Genomic DNA, 18,795 nt, shown 5'->3' with positions numbered 1-18,795 from the left:
AGATTTAATAAATTTCTTTCTTTTTAATTTCTATAACCGCGGGTTTTCCACAGCTGGTCGAATTTTGTGCAAAGGGTTCTTTAGGGAGGGCGAAGTCCCTATACTTGCCGACCAGGTTCGAAAACCTGTGCTCTTACTATTTTCTGATTACCTGATTTGAAGCAGGCACGAGGTGCGTGGTGGATTTCCCTTCCCGTTTTGAAGTGATCGTCATCGGTGGCGGTCATGCCGGTACCGAGGCAGCACTGGCGTCTGCACGCATGGGGGCAAAAACCCTGTTGCTGACGCATAACGTGGAAACCCTCGGTGCCATGAGCTGCAACCCGGCCATTGGCGGGATTGGCAAAAGCCATCTGGTCAAGGAAATCGATGCCCTCGGCGGCGCGATGGCCATGGCTACCGACAAAGGTGGTATTCAATTTCGCGTGCTGAACAGCCGTAAAGGCCCGGCCGTCCGTGCAACTCGCGCACAGGCTGACCGGGTTCTGTACAAGGCTGCCGTTCGCGAAACACTGGAAAACCAGCCGAACCTGTGGATATTTCAACAAGCCGCTGATGACTTGATCGTCGAGCAGGAGCAGGTCCGTGGTGTCGTCACCCAAATGGGCCTGCGTTTCCTCGCCGATTCCGTGGTTTTGACCACCGGCACGTTCCTTGGCGGACTTATCCACATCGGCATGCACAATTATTCCGGCGGTCGTGCTGGTGATCCTCCGTCGATTGCCCTGGCTCATCGTTTGCGCGAATTGCCTCTGCGCGTCGGACGCCTGAAAACCGGGACACCGCCGCGTATCGACGGCCGTTCTGTGGATTTCTCGGTGATGACCGAGCAGGCAGGCGATACGCCGATCCCGGTGATGTCGTTCATGGGCTCCAGGGAACAGCATCCTAAGCAGGTGAGCTGCTGGATTACCCACACGAATGCGCGGACACACGAAATCATCGCGGCCAACCTCGACCGTTCGCCGATGTATTCCGATGCCGGTTTGATCGAAGGCATTGGCCCGCGTTATTGCCCGTCGATCGAAGACAAGATTCATCGCTTTGCCGACAAGGAAAGCCATCAGGTCTTCATCGAACCGGAAGGCCTGACCACTCACGAGCTGTACCCGAACGGGATTTCCACATCCTTGCCGTTCGACGTGCAATTGCAGATCGTGCAATCGATTCGCGGCATGGAAAATGCGCACATCGTTCGCCCTGGCTACGCCATCGAGTACGACTATTTCGACCCGCGTGATCTGAAATACAACCTGGAAACCAAAGTTATCGCAGGTCTGTTTTTCGCCGGGCAAATCAACGGCACCACCGGTTACGAAGAGGCCGGTGCCCAAGGTTTGCTCGCCGGTGCCAACGCAGCGCTGCGCGCCCAGGGCAAAGACGCCTGGTGTCCGCGTCGCGACGAAGCGTACATCGGGGTGTTGGTTGATGACCTGATTACCCTCGGTACTCAAGAGCCTTACCGGATGTTCACCTCCCGTGCCGAGTACCGCCTGATCTTGCGCGAAGACAACGCCGACCTTCGTCTGACCGAAAAGGGTCGCGAGCTGGGTCTTGTCGACGACGCCCGCTGGGCTGCGTTCTGCACCAAGCGCGAAAGCATTACGGTGGAAGAACAGCGCTTGAAAAGCACCTGGGTTCGCCCCGGCACGCAGCAGGGCAATGCGATATCCGAAAAGTTTGGCACCCCGCTGACCCATGAATACAACTTGCTCAATTTGCTCAGCCGTCCTGAAATCGACTATGCGGGCCTGATTTCCGTGACTGGCGACGGGGCGGAAGATCCACAAGTTGCCGAGCAGGTCGAGATCAAGACGAAATACGCCGGTTACATCGACCGTCAACAGGATGAGATCGCCCGGCTGCGCGCCAGCGAAAATACCAAACTGCCTGTGGATATCGATTACACGAATATTTCCGGTCTCTCCAAAGAGATCCAGGGCAAGCTCGGTGCGACCCGTCCAGAGACACTGGGCCAGGCGTCGCGCATTCCGGGCGTCACTCCGGCAGCGATTTCGCTGTTGATGATCCATTTGAAAAAACGCGGCGCGGGCCGTCAGCTGGAGCAAAGCGCTTGAGTTCGTTGGTCACCTCGCAACACGCCGAAGAGTTATCCACAGGTGCCCGCCAGCTCGGCGTCACGTTGAGTGAAGCCCAGCACGAGCAATTGCTGGGTTACCTGGCCCTGTTGATCAAATGGAACAAGGCTTACAACCTGACTGCCGTGCGCGATCCGGATGAAATGGTCTCGCGTCACTTGCTGGATAGTCTGAGCGTGATGTCGTTCATCGAAAACGGTCGTTGGCTGGACGTCGGCAGCGGCGGCGGTATGCCGGGTATCCCGTTGGCGATCCTGTTTCCGCAGTCGCAGGTCACGTGCCTGGACAGTAACGGCAAGAAAACCCGCTTTTTGACTCAGGTCAAACTCGAATTGAAACTGGATAATCTGCAAGTTATCCACAGTCGCGTTGAAGCTTTCCAGCCTGCACAGCCGTTCAACGGGATCATTTCCCGGGCGTTCAGCAGCATGGAAAACTTCAGCAACTGGACGCGCCACCTTGGCGATGCAGATACGCGCTGGTTGGCAATGAAGGGCGTTCATCCGGCCGATGAGCTGGTAGCATTGCCGGCAGATTTTTACCTCGATAGCGAACACGCCTTGGCCGTACCTGGTTGCCAAGGCCAACGCCATCTGCTGATACTGCGCCGCACGGCATGATTGGGAACACACGCAAGAATGGCTAAGGTATTCGCGATAGCGAACCAAAAGGGTGGTGTGGGCAAAACCACCACCTGTATCAACCTCGCAGCTTCGCTTGTCGCTACCAAGCGACGGGTGCTGTTGATCGATCTCGATCCACAAGGCAACGCCACCATGGGTAGCGGTGTGGATAAACACGGGCTGGAAAATTCGATTTACGATGTGCTCATTGGCGAGTGCGATCTGGGCCAGGCCATGCACTATTCCGAGCATGGTGGTTACCAGCTGTTACCAGCCAACCGCGACCTCACCGCCGCGGAAGTTGTGCTGCTGGAAATGCAGATGAAGGAAAGTCGTCTGCGCAGCGCTTTGGCACCGATTCGTGAAAACTACGATTACATTTTGATCGACTGCCCGCCGTCGTTGTCGATGCTCACGCTCAATGCGCTGGTCGCCGCCGATGGGGTCATCATCCCCATGCAGTGCGAGTACTTCGCGCTGGAAGGCTTGAGTGACCTTGTGGATAACATCAAGCGCATCGCTGAATTGCTCAACCCGAACCTGAAAGTCGAAGGCCTGTTGCGGACGATGTACGACCCGCGGCTGAGCCTGATGAATGACGTCTCGGCACAGCTCAAGGAACACTTCGGCGATCAGCTCTACGACACCGTGATTCCGCGCAACATCCGTCTGGCCGAAGCACCGAGCTACGGCATGCCTGCATTGGCGTACGACAAGTCGTCGCGGGGCGCCATCGCTTATCTGGCATTGGCGGGCGAGATGGTTCGTCGTCAGCGCAAAAACTCACGCACCGCCGCTGCTCAGCCAACTTAAGGAATCCCCATGGCCGTCAAGAAACGAGGTCTCGGACGTGGACTGGATGCACTGCTGAGCGGTCCGACTGTCAGCTCGCTGGAAGAACAAGCGGTGCAAGCCGATCAACGTGAGTTGCAGCATTTGCCGCTTGACCTGATCCAGCGCGGCAAATACCAGCCACGCCGGGACATGGACCCACAGGCGCTCGAAGAGCTGGCGCATTCGATCAAGGCCCAAGGTGTGATGCAGCCGATCGTGGTGCGTCCGATTGGTGGCGGTCGTTTCGAGATCATTGCCGGCGAACGTCGCTGGCGTGCCAGCCAGCAGGCAGGCCAGGAAACCATTCCGGCGATGGTGCGCGATGTGCCGGATGAAACCGCGATCGCGATGGCGCTGATCGAGAACATCCAGCGTGAAGACCTCAATCCGATCGAAGAAGCGGTCGCGTTGCAGCGTTTGCAGCAGGAATTCCAGCTGACGCAGCAACAAGTCGCCGAGGCGGTGGGCAAGTCGCGAGTGACTGTTGCCAACCTGCTGCGTTTGATTGCGTTGCCGGAAGTGATCAAAACCATGCTGTCGCACGGCGACCTGGAAATGGGTCATGCACGTGCCTTGCTCGGTTTGCCGGAGAATCAACAGGTTGAAGGGGCGCGACACGTTGTCGCACGAGGCCTGACTGTGCGCCAAACCGAGGCACTGGTTCGTCAGTGGCTGAGTGGCAAACCGGAGCCGCTGGAACCTTCCAAACCGGACCCGGATATCGCGCGACTCGAGCAGCGCTTGGCCGAGCGCCTAGGCTCTGCGGTGCAGATTCGTCACGGGAAGAAAGGCAAAGGGCAGTTGGTGATCGGTTATAACTCCCTGGATGAACTTCAGGGTGTGCTCGCACACATCCGCTGAAACATTTACTCATGTAGCGTGCAGTCGGAAATCACTACCTGACAGTTGAATAGGGGCAGAACCGCCCCTATACTCTGCGCGCATTTTGTCGGCACAAATTATGCCAAGTTATTGAATTCTGGCAGCCGGCCATTGGGGAGTAATTGTGATGGAAAGCCGCACGCCAAACCGCTTGCCGTTCCATCGCCTGGCAGTATTTCCGGTGTTAATGGCTCAATTCGTGGTTTTGCTGATTGCCACTTTGGCGCTCTGGCAATGGCACGGAGTCGTTGCCGGGTACTCGGGACTTTGCGGAGGCCTGATAGCCTTGCTGCCCAATGTTTATTTCGCTCACAGGGCATTTCGGTTTTCCGGCGCCCGAGCAGCTCAAGCCATCGTCCGGTCTTTTTATGCCGGCGAGGCGGGCAAACTGATTTTGACGGCAGTGCTTTTTGCATTGACGTTCGCAGGTGTGAAGCCATTGGCGCCGATAGCTGTATTCGGTGTCTTCGTGTTGACCCAACTGGTCAGCTGGTTCGCGCCCCTGCTGATGAGAACAAGACTTTCGAGACCTTAGGGCGTTTGAGGCAACCATGGCAGAGACAACCGCTTCGGGCTATATCCAGCACCACTTGCAGAACCTGACCTTCGGTCAGCACCCAACTGGCGGGTGGGGTTTTGCCCACACCGCAGCAGAAGCCAAGGAAATGGGCTTCTGGGCTTTCCACGTCGATACTCTCGGCTGGTCGGTCGCGTTGGGTCTGATTTTCGTTCTTCTTTTTCGCATGGCGGCGAAGAAGGCGACTTCGGGTCAGCCTGGTGCTTTGCAGAACTTCGTTGAAGTATTGGTCGAATTCGTCGATGGCAGCGTGAAGGACAGCTTCCATGGCCGTAGCCCGGTGATTGCACCGTTGGCACTGACCATCTTCGTCTGGGTCTTCCTGATGAACGCCGTCGACCTTATCCCGGTTGACTGGATTCCTCAGCTGGCCATCCTGATCACTGGCGATCCACACATTCCGTTCCGTGCGGTATCGACCACTGACCCGAACGCTACCCTGGGCATGGCCCTGTCGGTGTTCGCGTTGATCATTTTCTACAGCATCAAGGTCAAGGGCATCGGCGGCTTCATCGGCGAACTGACCCTGCACCCGTTTGGCAGCAAGAACATTTTCCTGCAAGCGCTGTTGATTCCGGTCAACTTCCTGCTGGAGTTCGTGACGCTGATCGCCAAGCCGATTTCGCTGGCACTGCGACTGTTCGGCAACATGTATGCCGGCGAGCTGGTCTTCATTCTGATTGCTGTTATGTTCGGCAGCGGTCTGCTCTGGCTTAGCGGCCTGGGCGTAGTTCTGCAGTGGGCGTGGGCTGTGTTCCACATCCTGATCATCACCCTGCAGGCGTTTATCTTCATGATGCTGACCATCGTTTACCTGTCGATGGCGCACGAAGAGAACCATTAAGACCAGTCTCGACTAGTCTGATGTCCCACCTGGTGAAACGGGTGGGTGCCCACCAGGGCATGAAACGATTTGTTTTACCGCTTTAAAATCTAAAAAACCTAAACCATACGACGTAAAAGTCGGGAGGAAAGATGGAAACTGTAGTTGGTCTAACCGCTATCGCTGTTGCACTGTTGATCGGCCTGGGCGCACTGGGTACCGCAATTGGTTTCGGCCTGTTGGGCGGCAAGTTCCTGGAAGGCGCAGCGCGTCAGCCAGAAATGGTTCCAATGCTGCAAGTCAAAATGTTCATCGTTGCCGGCCTGCTCGACGCCGTAACCATGATCGGTGTTGGTATCGCTCTGTTCTTCACCTTCGCGAACCCATTCGTTGGTCAACTCGCTGGCTAATTACTCGAACCTTCGAGTGATTGGTTTGATGTGCAACGAACGAGCGAGGTGTTGGCGTGAACATTAATGCAACCCTGATTGGCCAGTCCGTTGCGTTCTTCATTTTTGTACTGTTTTGCATGAAGTTCGTGTGGCCTCCGGTCATCGCGGCTTTGCACGAACGTCAGAAGAAGATCGCGGATGGACTGGACGCTGCCGCCCGAGCAGCTCGCGACCTGGAGTTGGCCCAAGATAAAGCGGGTCAACAACTGCGCGAAGCTAAGGCTCAAGCAGCTGAAATCATTGAGCAGGCCAAGAAACGCGGTAACCAGATCGTCGAAGAGGCTGTTGAAAAAGCCCGTATCGACGCTGACCGTGTGAAGGTTCAGGCTCAGGCCGAGATCGAGCAGGAACTGAACAGTGTCAAAGATGCGCTGCGTGCCCAATTGGGTGCTCTGGCCGTCGGCGGCGCCGAGAAGATCCTGGGTGCCACAATCGATCAAAACGCGCACGCGGAGCTGGTAAACAAACTGGCTGCTGAAATTTAAGCGAGGGCGATCATGGCAGAATTGACCACGTTGGCCCGACCTTACGCTAAGGCAGCCTTCGAGCACGCCCAGGCCCACCAGCAACTGGCCTCTTGGTCAGCCATGCTCGGCCTGGCTGCAGCAGTGTCGCAAGACGACACCATGCAGCGCGTGCTCAAGGCCCCGCGACTGACGAGCGCAGACAAGGCCGCCACGTTTATTGACGTGTGCGGCGACAAGTTTGATGTGAAGGCACAGAACTTCATCAACGTCGTTGCCGAAAACGACCGTCTCCCGCTTTTGCCGGAGATTGCCGCTCTGTTTGACCTGTACAAGGCCGAACAAGAGAAATCGGTAGACGTTGAAGTGACCAGTGCTTTCGCATTGAACCAAGAACAGCAAGACAAACTCGCCAAGGTTCTCAGTGCACGACTCAACCGGGAAGTGCGCCTGCAAGTCGAGGAAGACAAATCCCTTATCGGGGGCATTGTCATCCGCGCCGGCGACCTGGTTATCGATGGCTCGGTTCGCGGCAAACTCGCAAACCTTGCCGAAGCATTGAAATCTTGAGTTTGAAGGGGCAGCAGAGCAATGCAGCAACTCAATCCTTCCGAAATAAGTGAAATTATCAAGGGCCGCATCGACAAGCTCGATGTGACCTCCCAAGCCCGTAACGAAGGCACAGTCGTCAGCGTGTCTGACGGTATCGTGCGGATTCACGGTCTGGCCGACGTAATGTACGGCGAGATGATCGAGTTTCCGGGCGGCGTCTTCGGTATGGCTCTCAACCTCGAGCAAGACTCCGTAGGTGCAGTTGTATTGGGCTCCTACCAGTCTCTGGCTGAAGGCATGAGCGCCAAGTGCACTGGCCGCATCCTCGAAGTTCCGGTTGGTAAGGAACTGCTGGGTCGCGTAGTCGACGCACTGGGTAACCCTGTTGACGGCAAAGGTCCACTGGGCAACACCGAGACCGATGCGGTCGAGAAAGTTGCTCCAGGCGTGATCTGGCGTAAGTCGGTAGACCAGCCTGTACAGACAGGCTACAAGGCTGTCGATGCCATGATTCCTGTCGGCCGTGGCCAGCGTGAGCTGATCATCGGTGACCGTCAGATCGGTAAAACCGCTCTGGCGATCGACGCGATCATCAACCAGAAAAACAGCGGTATTTTCTGCGTCTACGTAGCGATCGGTCAGAAGCAATCGACCATCGCCAACGTGGTTCGCAAGCTGGAAGAAAACGGCGCGCTGGCTAACACCATCGTTGTCGCAGCGAGCGCTTCGGAATCTGCAGCACTGCAGTTCCTGGCTCCGTACTCCGGTTGCACCATGGGTGAATTCTTCCGCGACCGCGGTGAAGACGCGCTGATCGTTTATGACGATCTGTCCAAGCAAGCAGTGGCTTACCGCCAGATTTCCCTGCTGCTGCGCCGTCCACCAGGCCGTGAAGCTTACCCAGGCGACGTGTTCTATCTCCACTCCCGTCTGCTGGAGCGCGCATCCCGCGTTTCGGAAGAATACGTAGAGAAGTTCACCAACGGCGCAGTGACCGGCAAAACCGGTTCCCTGACCGCACTGCCGATCATCGAAACCCAGGCTGGCGACGTTTCCGCGTTCGTTCCGACCAACGTGATTTCGATCACCGACGGTCAGATCTTCCTGGAATCGGCCATGTTCAACTCCGGGATCCGTCCTGCAGTGAACGCCGGTGTTTCGGTATCCCGTGTGGGTGGTGCCGCTCAGACCAAGATCATCAAGAAGCTCTCCGGTGGTATCCGTACCGCTCTGGCTCAGTACCGTGAACTGGCGGCATTCGCCCAGTTCGCTTCTGACCTGGACGAAGCGACCCGTAAGCAACTTGAGCATGGTCAGCGCGTTACCGAGCTGATGAAGCAGAAGCAATACGCACCAATGTCGATTGCTGACATGGCGCTGTCGCTGTATGCCGCTGAGCGTGGGTTCCTGACTGACGTTGAAATCGCCAAGATCGGCAGCTTCGAACAAGCGCTGATTGCTTTCTTCAACCGCGATCACGCCGATTTGATGGCGAAGATCAACGTGAAGGGTGACTTCAATGACGAAATCGACGCTGGCATGAAAGCCGGTATCGAGAAGTTCAAGGCCACCCAAACCTGGTAAGCCGCAGCGGGAGCCGCAAGGCTCCCGCTTGCTAACCTGATAGGTGTTACATGGCAGGCGCAAAAGAGATTCGCAGTAAGATTGCGAGCATCAAAAGCACGCAAAAGATTACCAGCGCCATGGAAAAAGTGGCGGTCAGTAAAATGCGCAAGGCACAAATGCGCATGGCTGCTAGCCGTCCTTACGCGGAGCGCATCCGCCAGGTTATTGGTCATCTGGCCAACGCCAACCCGGAATATCGCCACCCGTTCATGCTCGACCGTGAAGTAAAGCGCGTCGGTTATGTCGTGGTGAGCAGTGACCGTGGTCTGTGTGGTGGCTTGAACACCAACCTGTTCAAGGCTTTGGTCAAGGACATGGCGTTAAACCGCGAAAACGGCGTCGAGATCGATCTGTGTGTTGTTGGTAGCAAGGGTGCGGCTTTCTTCCGCAACTTCGGCGGTAACGTCGTAGCAGCTATCAGCCACCTGGGTGAAGAGCCGTCGATCAATGATTTGATCGGCAGCGTCAAGGTGATGCTGGATGCCTACCTGGACGGCCGTATTGATCGCCTGTCCGTGGTATCCAACAAGTTCATCAACACCATGACGCAACAGCCTACCGTGGAGCAGTTGATTCCGCTGGTGGCAACCCCGGAACAGGAACTCAAGCACCACTGGGATTATCTGTACGAACCGGACGCCAAAGAGCTGCTTGACGGCTTGATGGTCCGCTACGTGGAGTCGCAGGTCTACCAGGCGGTGGTCGAGAACAACGCGGCTGAACAAGCTGCGCGGATGATCGCGATGAAGAACGCTACCGACAACGCCGGTGATTTGATCAGCGATTTGCAGCTGGTCTACAACAAGGCGCGTCAGGCTGCGATCACCCAAGAGATCTCGGAAATCGTCGGCGGCGCTGCCGCGGTTTAACGGTTCAAATATTCAGAGGATCCAGCTATGAGTAGCGGACGTATCGTTCAAATCATCGGCGCCGTTATCGACGTGGAATTTCCACGCGACAGCGTACCGAGCATCTACAACGCGCTGAAAGTACTGAGCGCGGCCGAAACCACCCTGGAAGTTCAGCAGCAGCTGGGCGACGGCGTGGTTCGTACCATTGCGATGGGTTCCACCGAGGGCTTGAAGCGCGGTCTGGAAGTCACCGACTCCGGCGCAGCCATCTCCGTACCGGTCGGTAAAGCGACGCTGGGCCGGATCATGGACGTTCTGGGTAACCCGATCGACGAAGCGGGTCCAATCGACACCGAAGAGCGCTGGGGCATTCACCGTCCTGCGCCAACCTTCGCTGAACAAGCGGGCGGCAACGACCTGCTGGAAACCGGCATCAAGGTTATCGACCTGGTTTGCCCGTTCGCCAAGGGCGGTAAAGTCGGTCTGTTCGGTGGTGCCGGTGTAGGCAAAACCGTAAACATGATGGAACTGATCCGTAACATCGCCATCGAGCACAGCGGTTATTCCGTGTTCGCCGGTGTGGGTGAGCGTACTCGTGAGGGTAACGACTTCTACCACGAGATGAAGGATTCCAACGTTCTGGACAAAGTGGCACTGGTTTACGGTCAGATGAACGAGCCGCCGGGTAACCGTCTGCGCGTAGCACTGACTGGCCTGACCATGGCCGAGAAGTTCCGTGACGAAGGTAACGACGTTCTGCTGTTCGTCGACAACATCTATCGTTACACCCTGGCCGGTACTGAAGTATCCGCACTGCTGGGCCGTATGCCTTCCGCAGTAGGTTACCAGCCGACCCTGGCCGAAGAGATGGGTACTCTGCAAGAGCGTATCACTTCGACCAAAAACGGTTCGATCACCTCGATCCAGGCGGTATACGTACCGGCGGATGACTTGACTGACCCGTCGCCAGCGACCACTTTCGCCCACTTGGACGCCACCGTCGTTCTGTCCCGTGACATCGCCTCCCTGGGTATCTACCCGGCGGTCGATCCACTCGACTCGACTTCGCGTCAGCTGGACCCGAACGTGATCGGCCAGGAACACTACGACACCGCTCGCGGCGTTCAGTATGTTCTGCAGCGTTACAAAGAACTGAAGGACATCATTGCGATCCTGGGTATGGACGAGCTGTCGGAAGCCGACAAGCAGTTGGTAAACCGTGCTCGTAAGATCCAGCGTTTCTTGTCGCAGCCGTTCTTCGTGGCTGAAGTCTTCACCGGTGCTTCGGGTAAGTACGTTTCCCTGAAAGACACCATTGCTGGCTTCAAAGGCATCCTCAACGGTGACTACGACCACCTGCCAGAACAAGCGTTCTACATGGTAGGCGGCATCGAAGAAGCGATCGAGAAAGCCAAGAAACTGTAATCCCGGTGCCCGGTAACGGGCGCTAATTTAGTTTGAGGCAATCAGATGGCTATGACAGTCCATTGCGATATCGTCAGCGCGGAAGGGGAAATCTTCTCCGGCCTGGTCGAGATGGTGATTGCGCACGGTGCACTCGGTGATCTTGGTATCGCCCTGGGCCACGCGCCGCTGATCACTAATCTCAAACCGGGTCCGATCCGCCTGGTCAAGCAGGGCGGGGAAGAGGAGGTGTATTACATCTCCGGCGGTTTCCTCGAGGTTCAGCCGAACATGGTCAAGGTTCTTGCCGACACCGTGCAGCGTGCTGCCGACCTGGACGAAGCCTCCGCTCAGGAAGCCGTTAAGGCTGCCGAGAAGGCCTTGCATGAGCGGGGCGCGGAATTCGATTACGGTTCTGCTGCCGCACGTCTGGCCGAGGCAACAGCTCAGCTGCGCACCGTCCAGCAGATCCGCAAGAAGTTTGGCCACTAACAGGCCATCACTTGTTGCGCGATTGATAAAAAAGGGTAGCCTCGGCTACCCTTTTTTCTTTTTTCTTTTTTCTTTTTTCTTTTTTCTTTTTTCGATTTTCATAAACCCGGTCACAGCCGCTGACCACCCAGGATTGGTAGCCAGTCATGTCTCTCGAAATTGTTATTCTCGCTGCTGGTCAGGGCACTCGCATGCGTTCGGCTCTGCCGAAAGTTTTGCATCCGATAGCCGGCAACTCGATGCTTGGCCATGTTATCCACAGCGCACGTCAACTTGATCCGCAGCGCATCCACGTGGTGATCGGCCACGGTGCCGATGCTGTACGTGATCGTCTGGCCGCCGATGATCTGAATTTCGTCCTGCAGGACAAACAGCTGGGCACTGGCCACGCCGTGGCTCAAGCGGTGCCGTTCATTAAAGCCGACACTGTGTTGATTCTTTACGGTGACGTGCCGCTGATCGAAGTCGAGACATTGCAGCGCCTGCTCAAGCAGGTTGCCCCGCAGCAACTCGGTTTGCTCACAGTTGAACTGGACGATCCGACGGGCTACGGCCGCATTGTCCGAAACGCCGATGGCAGAGTAACTGCCATCGTCGAGCAGAAAGATGCCAACGAAACCGAGCTCGCGATCAGCGAAGGCAACACAGGTATTCTGGCGCTGCCTTTTGCGCAACTGGGTGGCTGGATGAGTCGTCTGTCCAACAACAACGCCCAAGGCGAGTATTACCTGACCGACGTCATTGCGATGGCGGTCAGCGACGGCTTGGTGGTGGCGACCGAACAGCCACACGACGCGATGGAAGTGCAGGGCGCCAATGATCGCAAGCAGCTTTCCGAGCTGGAGCGTCACTATCAATTGCGCGCCGGCCGCCGCTTGATGGCTCAAGGTGTCACCTTGCGCGATCCGGCACGTTTCGATGTTCGTGGTGAAGTCACTGTCGGGCGTGACGTGCTGATCGACATCAACGTGATTCTTGAGGGCAAGGTCGTTATTGAAGACGACGTTATCATCGGCCCGAATTGCGTGATCAAGGACAGCACCCTGCGCAAAGGCGCAGTGATCAAAGCCAACAGTCACATCGACGGCGCGATTCTCGGTGAAGGCAGTGATGCTGGCCCGTTTGCACGCCTGCGTCCGGGTACGGTGCTGGATGCGCGCGCGCATGTGGGTAACTTTGTCGAGCTGAAAAATGCTCACTTGGGCGAAGGCGCCAAAGCCGGTCATCTGACTTACCTGGGCGATGCCGAGGTCGGCGCTCGCACCAACGTTGGCGCGGGTACGATCACTTGCAACTACGACGGTGCCAACAAGTGGAAGACCGTTTTGGGCGAGGACGTGTTCATCGGTTCCAACAATTCGTTGGTAGCCCCTGTGGAAATCGCCAACGGTGCGACTACTGCAGCCGGGTCGACCATCACTCAGAATGTGGATAACTCACAGTTGGCGGTGGGCCGTGCACGTCAGCGCAACATCGACGGCTGGAAACGTCCGGAGAAAATCAAAAAGCCGTAAGTTATCCACAACCCTGTAGGAGCTGGCTTGCCAGCGCTCAGATCGATGCGATACGTCAGATGAGACGCATCGCCAGGAAGCCGGCTTCTACAGGTCTCACAAAAGCCATTTCATCGTTCTCGCTTGACGAAGTTTCGCTAATAGGTTTTGATTGCTTACGTTATCTTTCGAATCGAAACTTACTTGTCATGTCGAAACGCAATACACCACAACGTCGCCACAACATAATTGCCTTGCTCAACGCGCAGGGTGAAGTGAGTGTGGACGAACTGGCCAAGCGGTTCGAAACTTCGGAAGTTACGATTCGAAAGGATCTCGCAGCGCTGGAAACTCATGGTTTGCTGATGCGTCGTTACGGCGGTGCGATCACCATGCCTCAGGAATTGGTGGCCGATGTCGGGCAGCCAGTGTCCCGGCACAAACAGGCAATCGCCCGCGCAGCAGTTAAGGGGATCCGCGAGCACGCCCGAATCATCATCGACAGCGGCAGTACGACCGCTGCGATGATCCCGGAGCTGGGCCAGCAGCCAGGCCTGGTGGTCATGACCAACTCCCTGCACGTTGCCAAAGCCTTGAGCGAACTCGAACACGAGCCGGTACTGTTGATGACCGGTGGCACCTGGGACCCGCATTCCGAGTCTTTCCAGGGTCAGGTCGCCGAGCAAGTTCTACGCTCCTATGACTTTGATCAGCTGTTCATCGGTGCCGATGGCATCGATCTATTGCGCGGTACCACGACTTTCAACGAATTACTCGGGCTGAGCCGTGTCATGGCTGAAGTCGCTCGGGAAGTCGTGGTGATGGTCGAGGCCGACAAGATCGGCCGCAAAATCCCCAACCTGGAACTGCCCTGGGGCAGCGTCCATACCCTTATTACAGATGATCGGCTGCCGCCCGAGGCACGCGATCAAATACAGGCTCGCGGCATCAATTTGATTTGCGCGCCGGTCCAGGAGAAATAGCATGTGTGGAATTGTTGGCGCAGTCGCAGAACGTAACATCACTGCCATCTTGCTCGAAGGCCTCAAGCGCCTGGAATACCGTGGTTACGACAGCGCCGGCGTGGCGGTCTATACCAACGATGAAAAGATCGAGCGCACCCGTCGTCCGGGCAAAGTCAGCGAGCTGGAAATTGCACTGGAAGCCGAGCCGCTTCTTGGTCGCCTGGGTATCGCGCACACTCGCTGGGCCACTCATGGCGCGCCTTGCGAACGCAATGCTCACCCGCATTTCTCCGGCGATCTGGCGGTGGTGCATAACGGCATCATTGAAAACCATGAAGCCCTGCGTGAACAACTCAAAGCCTTGGGTTACGTGTTCACCTCGGACACTGACACCGAGGTGATTGCACACCTGTTGAACCATAAACTCAAGGAACTGCCAGACCTGACCGTGGCCCTCAAAGCGACTGTCAAAGAGCTGCACGGTGCCTATGGCCTGGCCGTGATAAGCGCGAAGCAGCCGGACCGTCTGGTCGCGGCCCGTAGCGGCAGCCCGCTGGTCATCGGTTTGGGTATGGGCGAAAACTTCCTTGCTTCCGATCAATTGGCCCTGCGTCAGGTCACTGACCGTTTCATGTACCTGGAAGAAGGCGATATCGCTGAAATCCGTCGCGATGAGGTGCAAATCTGGGACGTCAGCGGTGCAGCCGTCCAGCGTGAGACCGTGCAATACCGCGACGGTGCGGAAGCTGCTGACAAGGGCGAGTTCCGTCATTTCATGCTCAAGGAAATCCACGAGCAACCGGCCGTTGTGCAACGCACCCTCGAAGGCCGCTTGAGTCCGAATGGCGTGCTGGTACAGGCATTTGGTCCACAAGCTGCCGAGCTGTTTGCGAAAGTGCGCAACGTGCAAATCGTCGCCTGCGGCACCAGTTACCACGCGGGCATGGTTGCCCGTTACTGGCTGGAAGAACTGGCCGGCATCCCGTGCCAGGTGGAAGTGGCCAGTGAGTTCCGCTACCGCAAAGTTGTGGTGCAGCCTGATACATTGTTCGTGACCATTTCGCAGTCGGGTGAAACCGCTGACACTTTGGCCGCCCTGCGCAATGCCAAGGAGCTGGGTTTCCTCGCCAGCCTGGCCATCTGCAACGTCGGCATCAGCTCGCTGGTGCGCGAATCCGACCTGACACTGCTGACTCAAGCGGGTCGCGAAATTGGCGTAGCTTCCACCAAAGCGTTCACCACTCAACTGGTCGGTCTGTTGCTGTTGACCCTGTCCCTTGGCCAGGTTCGCGGCACCTTGGCCGAAGGCGTTGAAGCCACTCTGGTCGAAGAATTGCGCCGGCTGCCAACTCGTCTGGGTGAAGCCTTGGCCATGGACAGCACCGTCGAGAAAATCGCCGAGCTGTTTGCGGAGAAGAACCACACATTGTTCCTGGGTCGCGGTGCACAATTCCCGGTAGCGATGGAAGGCGCTCTCAAGCTCAAGGAAATCTCCTACATCCACGCTGAGGCTTATCCGGCCGGTGAACTAAAACACGGTCCGTTGGCGCTTGTGGATAACGACATGCCGGTGGTTACCGTCGCGCCGAACAACGAGCTGCTTGAGAAGCTCAAATCCAACCTTCAGGAAGTCCGCGCCCGCGGCGGCGAGCTGATCGTGTTTGCTGACGAGCAGGCTGGCATGACCAATGGCGAAGGCACGCACGTTGTGCACATGCCGCACATCCACGACATCCTCTCGCCAATCCTCTACACCATCCCGCTGCAGTTGCTGTCGTACTACGTTGCTGTGCTCAAAGGCACTGACGTTGATCAGCCACGCAACCTGGCGAAGTCGGTGACTGTGGAATAAGTTATCCACAGCCCGGTCGATGTTACATCGCCGCTACACAGCTGCAGTATGGAGGCCATCGATTGGCCTCCAGTAGCCTGGACGATCTACTAACGCAGCCAGGAAACCCCACGGGTTTCCTGGCTTCGCGTTTCAGCCAAGCCAAGCAGCCGCTATCCACATCCCTCCACGGCTATCAAAGGCCAGTCCATGACCCAAACTATCCACATCGCAGCCGCTCTTTTGATGGGCTCCGACGGCAGGACCCTCTTGGTACGCAAACGCAACACGGCTTTTTTCATGCAGCCCGGGGGCAAGATCGAACCCGGCGAACTGGCTGTGCAGGCCTTGGCCCGTGAGCTGGATGAAGAACTCGGCATTCAGATCGATACGGCTCAAGCGAAATTTTTAGGCGCTTTCAGTGCGCCCGCCGCTAACGAACCCGGCTTCGAGGTACGCTGCGAATTGTTCCGGGTTAACGTGAGCGCTCCGGTCCAGGCTGCCGCGGAGATTGAGTCGGCAATATGGGTCGACCGTGATAACTACGCACACTTACAGTTGGCACCCTTGACGCTTGATCATGTGATGCCGATTTATCTGAACCTGCGCTAGATCACCGCCAACGCAAACCCGGCAGCTGCAAACCGAGGACATGTCCAGTGGATCGATTTCAGGAAATGCAGGTGTTCGCCGCTGTTGCTCAGGATCAGGGGTTTTCTGCGGCGGCTCGGCGGCTAGGCATGTCGGCTGCCAGTGTCACTCGCGCTGTGGCAGCGTTGGAGAAACGCATCGGCACGCCGTTGCTGACGCGCACCACTCGCAGCGTGCACCTGAGCGAGGCGGGTCAGCGCTACCTTGAGGATTGTCGAAGAATTCTCGCCGAAGTGCAGGAAGCCGAGGATTCGGCAGCAGGCAGTCACGCCCAACCGCGTGGGCAGTTGTCGATCACGGCATCGGTATTGTTTGGTGAATTGTTCGTGACGCCGGTTATGGTGGATTACCTGACTCGATTCCCCGACGTCACCATTAACGCATTGCTCCTTGATCGTGTGGTGAGCATGGCGGAGGAGGGCATCGATGTCGCCGTGCGCATTGCCGAATTGCCGGACAGCAACCAGCACGCGATCCGCGTCGGTGAAGTCCGGCGAGTGATTTGTGCGTCACCGCAATGTCTCGAGGCTTATGGCCGACCGCAGCATCCTCAAGGGCTGGCTGACGTGCCGATCGTTGCGACCTCGGCCATTGGTCAACAGCGCAGCTGGCCTTTTCAGGAAGCTGGAATGCCGCTGACGTTGCGCCCTGAACCTCGCCTGGTGGTGACGTCGAATCAGGCGGCCATTAACGCCGCCTGTCTGGGTCTGGGTTTCACTCGGGTGCTGTCTTATCAGGTCGCCAGCCGAGTGGCGGCGGGGAATCTGGAAATTGTTCTTGCCGATTTCGAGTTGCCGCCACAGCCCGTTCATGTGATCTACCAAGGCGGGCGTAAGGCTCCGGCGCGGATTCGCAGCTTTGTCGATCTGATGGTGGCAGCGTTGCGCGATCACCCCGCCTTGCACGTCTGAGGTTTATTGCACTGGCTGAAATAACGGATTGCAGCGAATGGTGATTCTGTTGGCGGGACGGCGAGAGGAAGATTGGCGGCCATTGGCGTTGATCTTCCTGAGTGGCGCCACCAACAGCGGAGTCGATCATGCAAGCCATCAAACTCTACAATTTCCCGCGTTCAGGCCACGCTCACCGTGTGGAGCTGATGCTTTCCCTGATGCAATTGCCGACCGAGCTGGTATTTGTCGACCTGGCGAAGGGCGAGCACAAGCAACCCGATTTTCTTGCGATCAACCCGCTGGGTCAGGTGCCGGCCATTGATGACCAAGGTGTGGTGCTCGCCGACTCCAATGCGATTCTGGTGTATCTGGCGCAGAAATATGGCGAAGGTCGGTGGCTGCCAGCTGATCCGGTTGGCGCGGCGCACGTGCAGCGTTGGCTCTCGATGGCAGCCGGCCCCATTGCTTTTGGTCCCGCCAGAGCGCGGCTGATCACGGTATTCGGCGCCGCTTATAACGCTGAAGAAGTCATCGCTTACGCCCACACCTGGCTGAAGATGATTGATCAAGAACTGGCTGGCGCTACGTTCCTGGTCGGCGACGAACCCACCATCGCAGATGTCGCGGCGTACAGTTACATCGCCCATGCACCTGAAGGCAACGTCTCGCTGGATGCCTACCCGAGTATCCGGGCGTGGCTGGCTCGAGTTGAAGCTTTGCCCGGATTTGTCGGCATGCCGCGCACGGCGGTCGGTTTGCAAGCAAGCGCTTGAATTTGTAGCCGACACGTTAGGTCAGTCACGCTGCGCCAAGGGCGCAGGGGAGAAGCCGTTATGGATCGTTCACCGTGGCACGCAGGCGAAAAGCAATTGCAGCAACACGTGGGTGTCGCCGATCGGATGGAAGCATTCGGGCGCAAGGTCATTCGCAGCGAAATGCCTGATCAGCACCGCAAGTTTTATCAGCAATTGCCGTTCATGGTGTACGGAGCGGTCGATCCACAAGGCAACCCATGGGCCAGCATTCTCGAAGGCGAACCTGGCTTCGCGGATTCGCCGGCACCGGGCACGTTGCATTTCAACAGCTTGCCGGCCGCTGATGACCCGGCGCAACTGAGTGGCGGTGCGGCGATCGGCTTGCTGGGAATCGAGCTGCACTCCCGCCGCCGCAATCGCCTCAACGGGCGCATTGATGCGCTGTCCGCAAGCGGCTTCGACGTGTCGGTCGAACAGTCTTTCGGCAACTGCCCGCAGTACATTCAGTTGCGCCAGTTTCATTCCGTA

General features: G+C 57.2%; 21 protein-coding genes. 20 read left to right on the top strand and 1 reads right to left on the bottom strand.

The window, feature by feature from the left end; all coding sequences use genetic code 11:
- The first annotated feature begins 179 nt into the window (after positions 1-179).
- The 13 genes from mnmG to DU29_RS0102720 all read left to right on the top strand — a co-directional run bounded on the left by mnmG (position 180) and on the right by DU29_RS0102720 (position 11,679).
- Positions 180-2,078 (top strand): tRNA uridine-5-carboxymethylaminomethyl(34) synthesis enzyme MnmG, encoded by a 1,899-nt coding sequence (gene mnmG, locus DU29_RS0102780; RefSeq protein ID WP_028620328.1) that lies wholly within the window; start codon positions 180-182, stop codon positions 2,076-2,078.
- The gene (rsmG, locus tag DU29_RS0102775; RefSeq protein ID WP_028620327.1) at positions 2,075-2,719 is read left to right on the top strand and encodes a 16S rRNA (guanine(527)-N(7))-methyltransferase RsmG; all 645 of its coding nucleotides are present in this window, start codon (positions 2,075-2,077) and stop codon (positions 2,717-2,719) included. Before mnmG ends, rsmG begins: the two co-directional genes overlap by 4 nt.
- An 18-nt stretch (positions 2,720-2,737) precedes the next feature.
- Positions 2,738-3,535 carry a ParA family protein gene (locus DU29_RS0102770; RefSeq protein WP_028620326.1) on the top strand — a complete coding sequence of 266 codons (798 nt, stop codon included), beginning with the start codon at positions 2,738-2,740 and terminating at the stop codon, positions 3,533-3,535.
- A 9-nt stretch (positions 3,536-3,544) separates the two neighbouring features.
- On the top strand, positions 3,545-4,417 hold the full coding sequence (locus tag DU29_RS0102765) for a ParB/RepB/Spo0J family partition protein (protein ID WP_028620325.1): 873 nt from the start codon (positions 3,545-3,547) through the stop codon (positions 4,415-4,417).
- A gap of 148 nt (positions 4,418-4,565) precedes the next feature.
- Positions 4,566-4,973: a F0F1 ATP synthase subunit I gene (locus tag DU29_RS0102760; RefSeq protein ID WP_028620324.1), complete on the top strand. Its 408-nt coding sequence runs from the start codon at positions 4,566-4,568 to the stop codon at positions 4,971-4,973.
- Between the two features lie 16 nt (positions 4,974-4,989).
- Positions 4,990-5,859: a F0F1 ATP synthase subunit A gene (gene atpB, locus DU29_RS0102755; protein ID WP_028620323.1), complete on the top strand. Its 870-nt coding sequence runs from the start codon at positions 4,990-4,992 to the stop codon at positions 5,857-5,859.
- A 131-nt stretch (positions 5,860-5,990) separates the two neighbouring features.
- Positions 5,991-6,248 (top strand): F0F1 ATP synthase subunit C, encoded by a 258-nt coding sequence (atpE, locus tag DU29_RS0102750; protein ID WP_002555987.1) that lies wholly within the window; start codon positions 5,991-5,993, stop codon positions 6,246-6,248.
- A 56-nt stretch (positions 6,249-6,304) separates the two neighbouring features.
- Positions 6,305-6,775 (top strand): F0F1 ATP synthase subunit B, encoded by a 471-nt coding sequence (locus DU29_RS0102745; RefSeq protein WP_008027535.1) that lies wholly within the window; start codon positions 6,305-6,307, stop codon positions 6,773-6,775.
- 12 nt (positions 6,776-6,787) lie between these two features.
- The gene (locus DU29_RS0102740) at positions 6,788-7,324 is read left to right on the top strand and encodes a F0F1 ATP synthase subunit delta (RefSeq protein WP_008155712.1); all 537 of its coding nucleotides are present in this window, start codon (positions 6,788-6,790) and stop codon (positions 7,322-7,324) included.
- A gap of 21 nt (positions 7,325-7,345) precedes the next feature.
- Positions 7,346-8,890 (top strand): F0F1 ATP synthase subunit alpha, encoded by a 1,545-nt coding sequence (atpA, locus tag DU29_RS0102735; RefSeq protein ID WP_028620322.1) that lies wholly within the window; start codon positions 7,346-7,348, stop codon positions 8,888-8,890.
- A gap of 50 nt (positions 8,891-8,940) precedes the next feature.
- Positions 8,941-9,801, top strand: a complete 861-nt coding sequence (gene atpG, locus DU29_RS0102730) for a F0F1 ATP synthase subunit gamma (RefSeq protein ID WP_028620321.1) — start codon at positions 8,941-8,943, stop codon at positions 9,799-9,801.
- 27 nt (positions 9,802-9,828) lie between these two features.
- Positions 9,829-11,208, top strand: a complete 1,380-nt coding sequence (gene atpD / locus DU29_RS0102725) for a F0F1 ATP synthase subunit beta (protein ID WP_028620320.1) — start codon at positions 9,829-9,831, stop codon at positions 11,206-11,208.
- 45 nt (positions 11,209-11,253) lie between these two features.
- Entirely contained in the window at positions 11,254-11,679 is a 426-nt protein-coding gene (locus DU29_RS0102720) for a F0F1 ATP synthase subunit epsilon (RefSeq protein WP_028620319.1), read from the top strand.
- A gap of 7 nt (positions 11,680-11,686) precedes the next feature.
- Here DU29_RS0102720 and DU29_RS1000000132960 read toward each other — a convergent pair whose 3' ends face one another.
- Positions 11,687-11,827: a hypothetical protein gene (locus tag DU29_RS1000000132960; RefSeq protein ID WP_177326934.1), complete on the bottom strand. Its 141-nt coding sequence runs from the start codon at positions 11,825-11,827 to the stop codon at positions 11,687-11,689.
- Between DU29_RS1000000132960 and glmU the strand changes: the two genes are divergently transcribed.
- The 7 genes from glmU to DU29_RS0102680 form a co-directional block, all read left to right on the top strand.
- On the top strand, positions 11,826-13,193 hold the full coding sequence (glmU, locus tag DU29_RS0102710) for a bifunctional UDP-N-acetylglucosamine diphosphorylase/glucosamine-1-phosphate N-acetyltransferase GlmU (protein ID WP_028620318.1): 1,368 nt from the start codon (positions 11,826-11,828) through the stop codon (positions 13,191-13,193). The genes DU29_RS1000000132960 and glmU overlap by 2 nt on opposite strands.
- Positions 13,194-13,381: 188 nt before the next feature.
- The gene (locus tag DU29_RS0102705; RefSeq protein ID WP_028620317.1) at positions 13,382-14,155 is read left to right on the top strand and encodes a DeoR/GlpR family DNA-binding transcription regulator; all 774 of its coding nucleotides are present in this window, start codon (positions 13,382-13,384) and stop codon (positions 14,153-14,155) included.
- Position 14,156: 1 nt separating this feature from the next.
- The gene (gene glmS / locus DU29_RS0102700; RefSeq protein ID WP_028620316.1) at positions 14,157-15,989 is read left to right on the top strand and encodes a glutamine--fructose-6-phosphate transaminase (isomerizing); all 1,833 of its coding nucleotides are present in this window, start codon (positions 14,157-14,159) and stop codon (positions 15,987-15,989) included.
- Between the two features lie 189 nt (positions 15,990-16,178).
- Complete coding sequence (locus tag DU29_RS0102695) at positions 16,179-16,580, top strand: NUDIX hydrolase (protein ID WP_028620315.1); 402 nt, start codon at positions 16,179-16,181, stop codon at positions 16,578-16,580.
- Between the two features lie 47 nt (positions 16,581-16,627).
- Complete coding sequence (locus DU29_RS0102690; protein WP_028620314.1) at positions 16,628-17,530, top strand: LysR family transcriptional regulator; 903 nt, start codon at positions 16,628-16,630, stop codon at positions 17,528-17,530.
- A 128-nt stretch (positions 17,531-17,658) separates the two neighbouring features.
- Positions 17,659-18,285, top strand: a complete 627-nt coding sequence (locus DU29_RS0102685) for a glutathione S-transferase family protein (RefSeq protein ID WP_028620313.1) — start codon at positions 17,659-17,661, stop codon at positions 18,283-18,285.
- 60 nt (positions 18,286-18,345) lie between these two features.
- Positions 18,346-18,795, top strand: a 450-nt coding sequence (locus DU29_RS0102680) for a pyridoxamine 5'-phosphate oxidase family protein (RefSeq protein WP_028620312.1), incomplete at its 3' end; no start/stop codon positions are given.

The organism is Pseudomonas sp. Ant30-3, assembly GCF_000690905.1.
Lineage (GTDB): Bacteria > Pseudomonadota > Gammaproteobacteria > Pseudomonadales > Pseudomonadaceae > Aquipseudomonas.
Note: the sequence above shows the minus strand (reverse complement) of the source record. Positions and strands in the feature narration are given on the sequence as shown.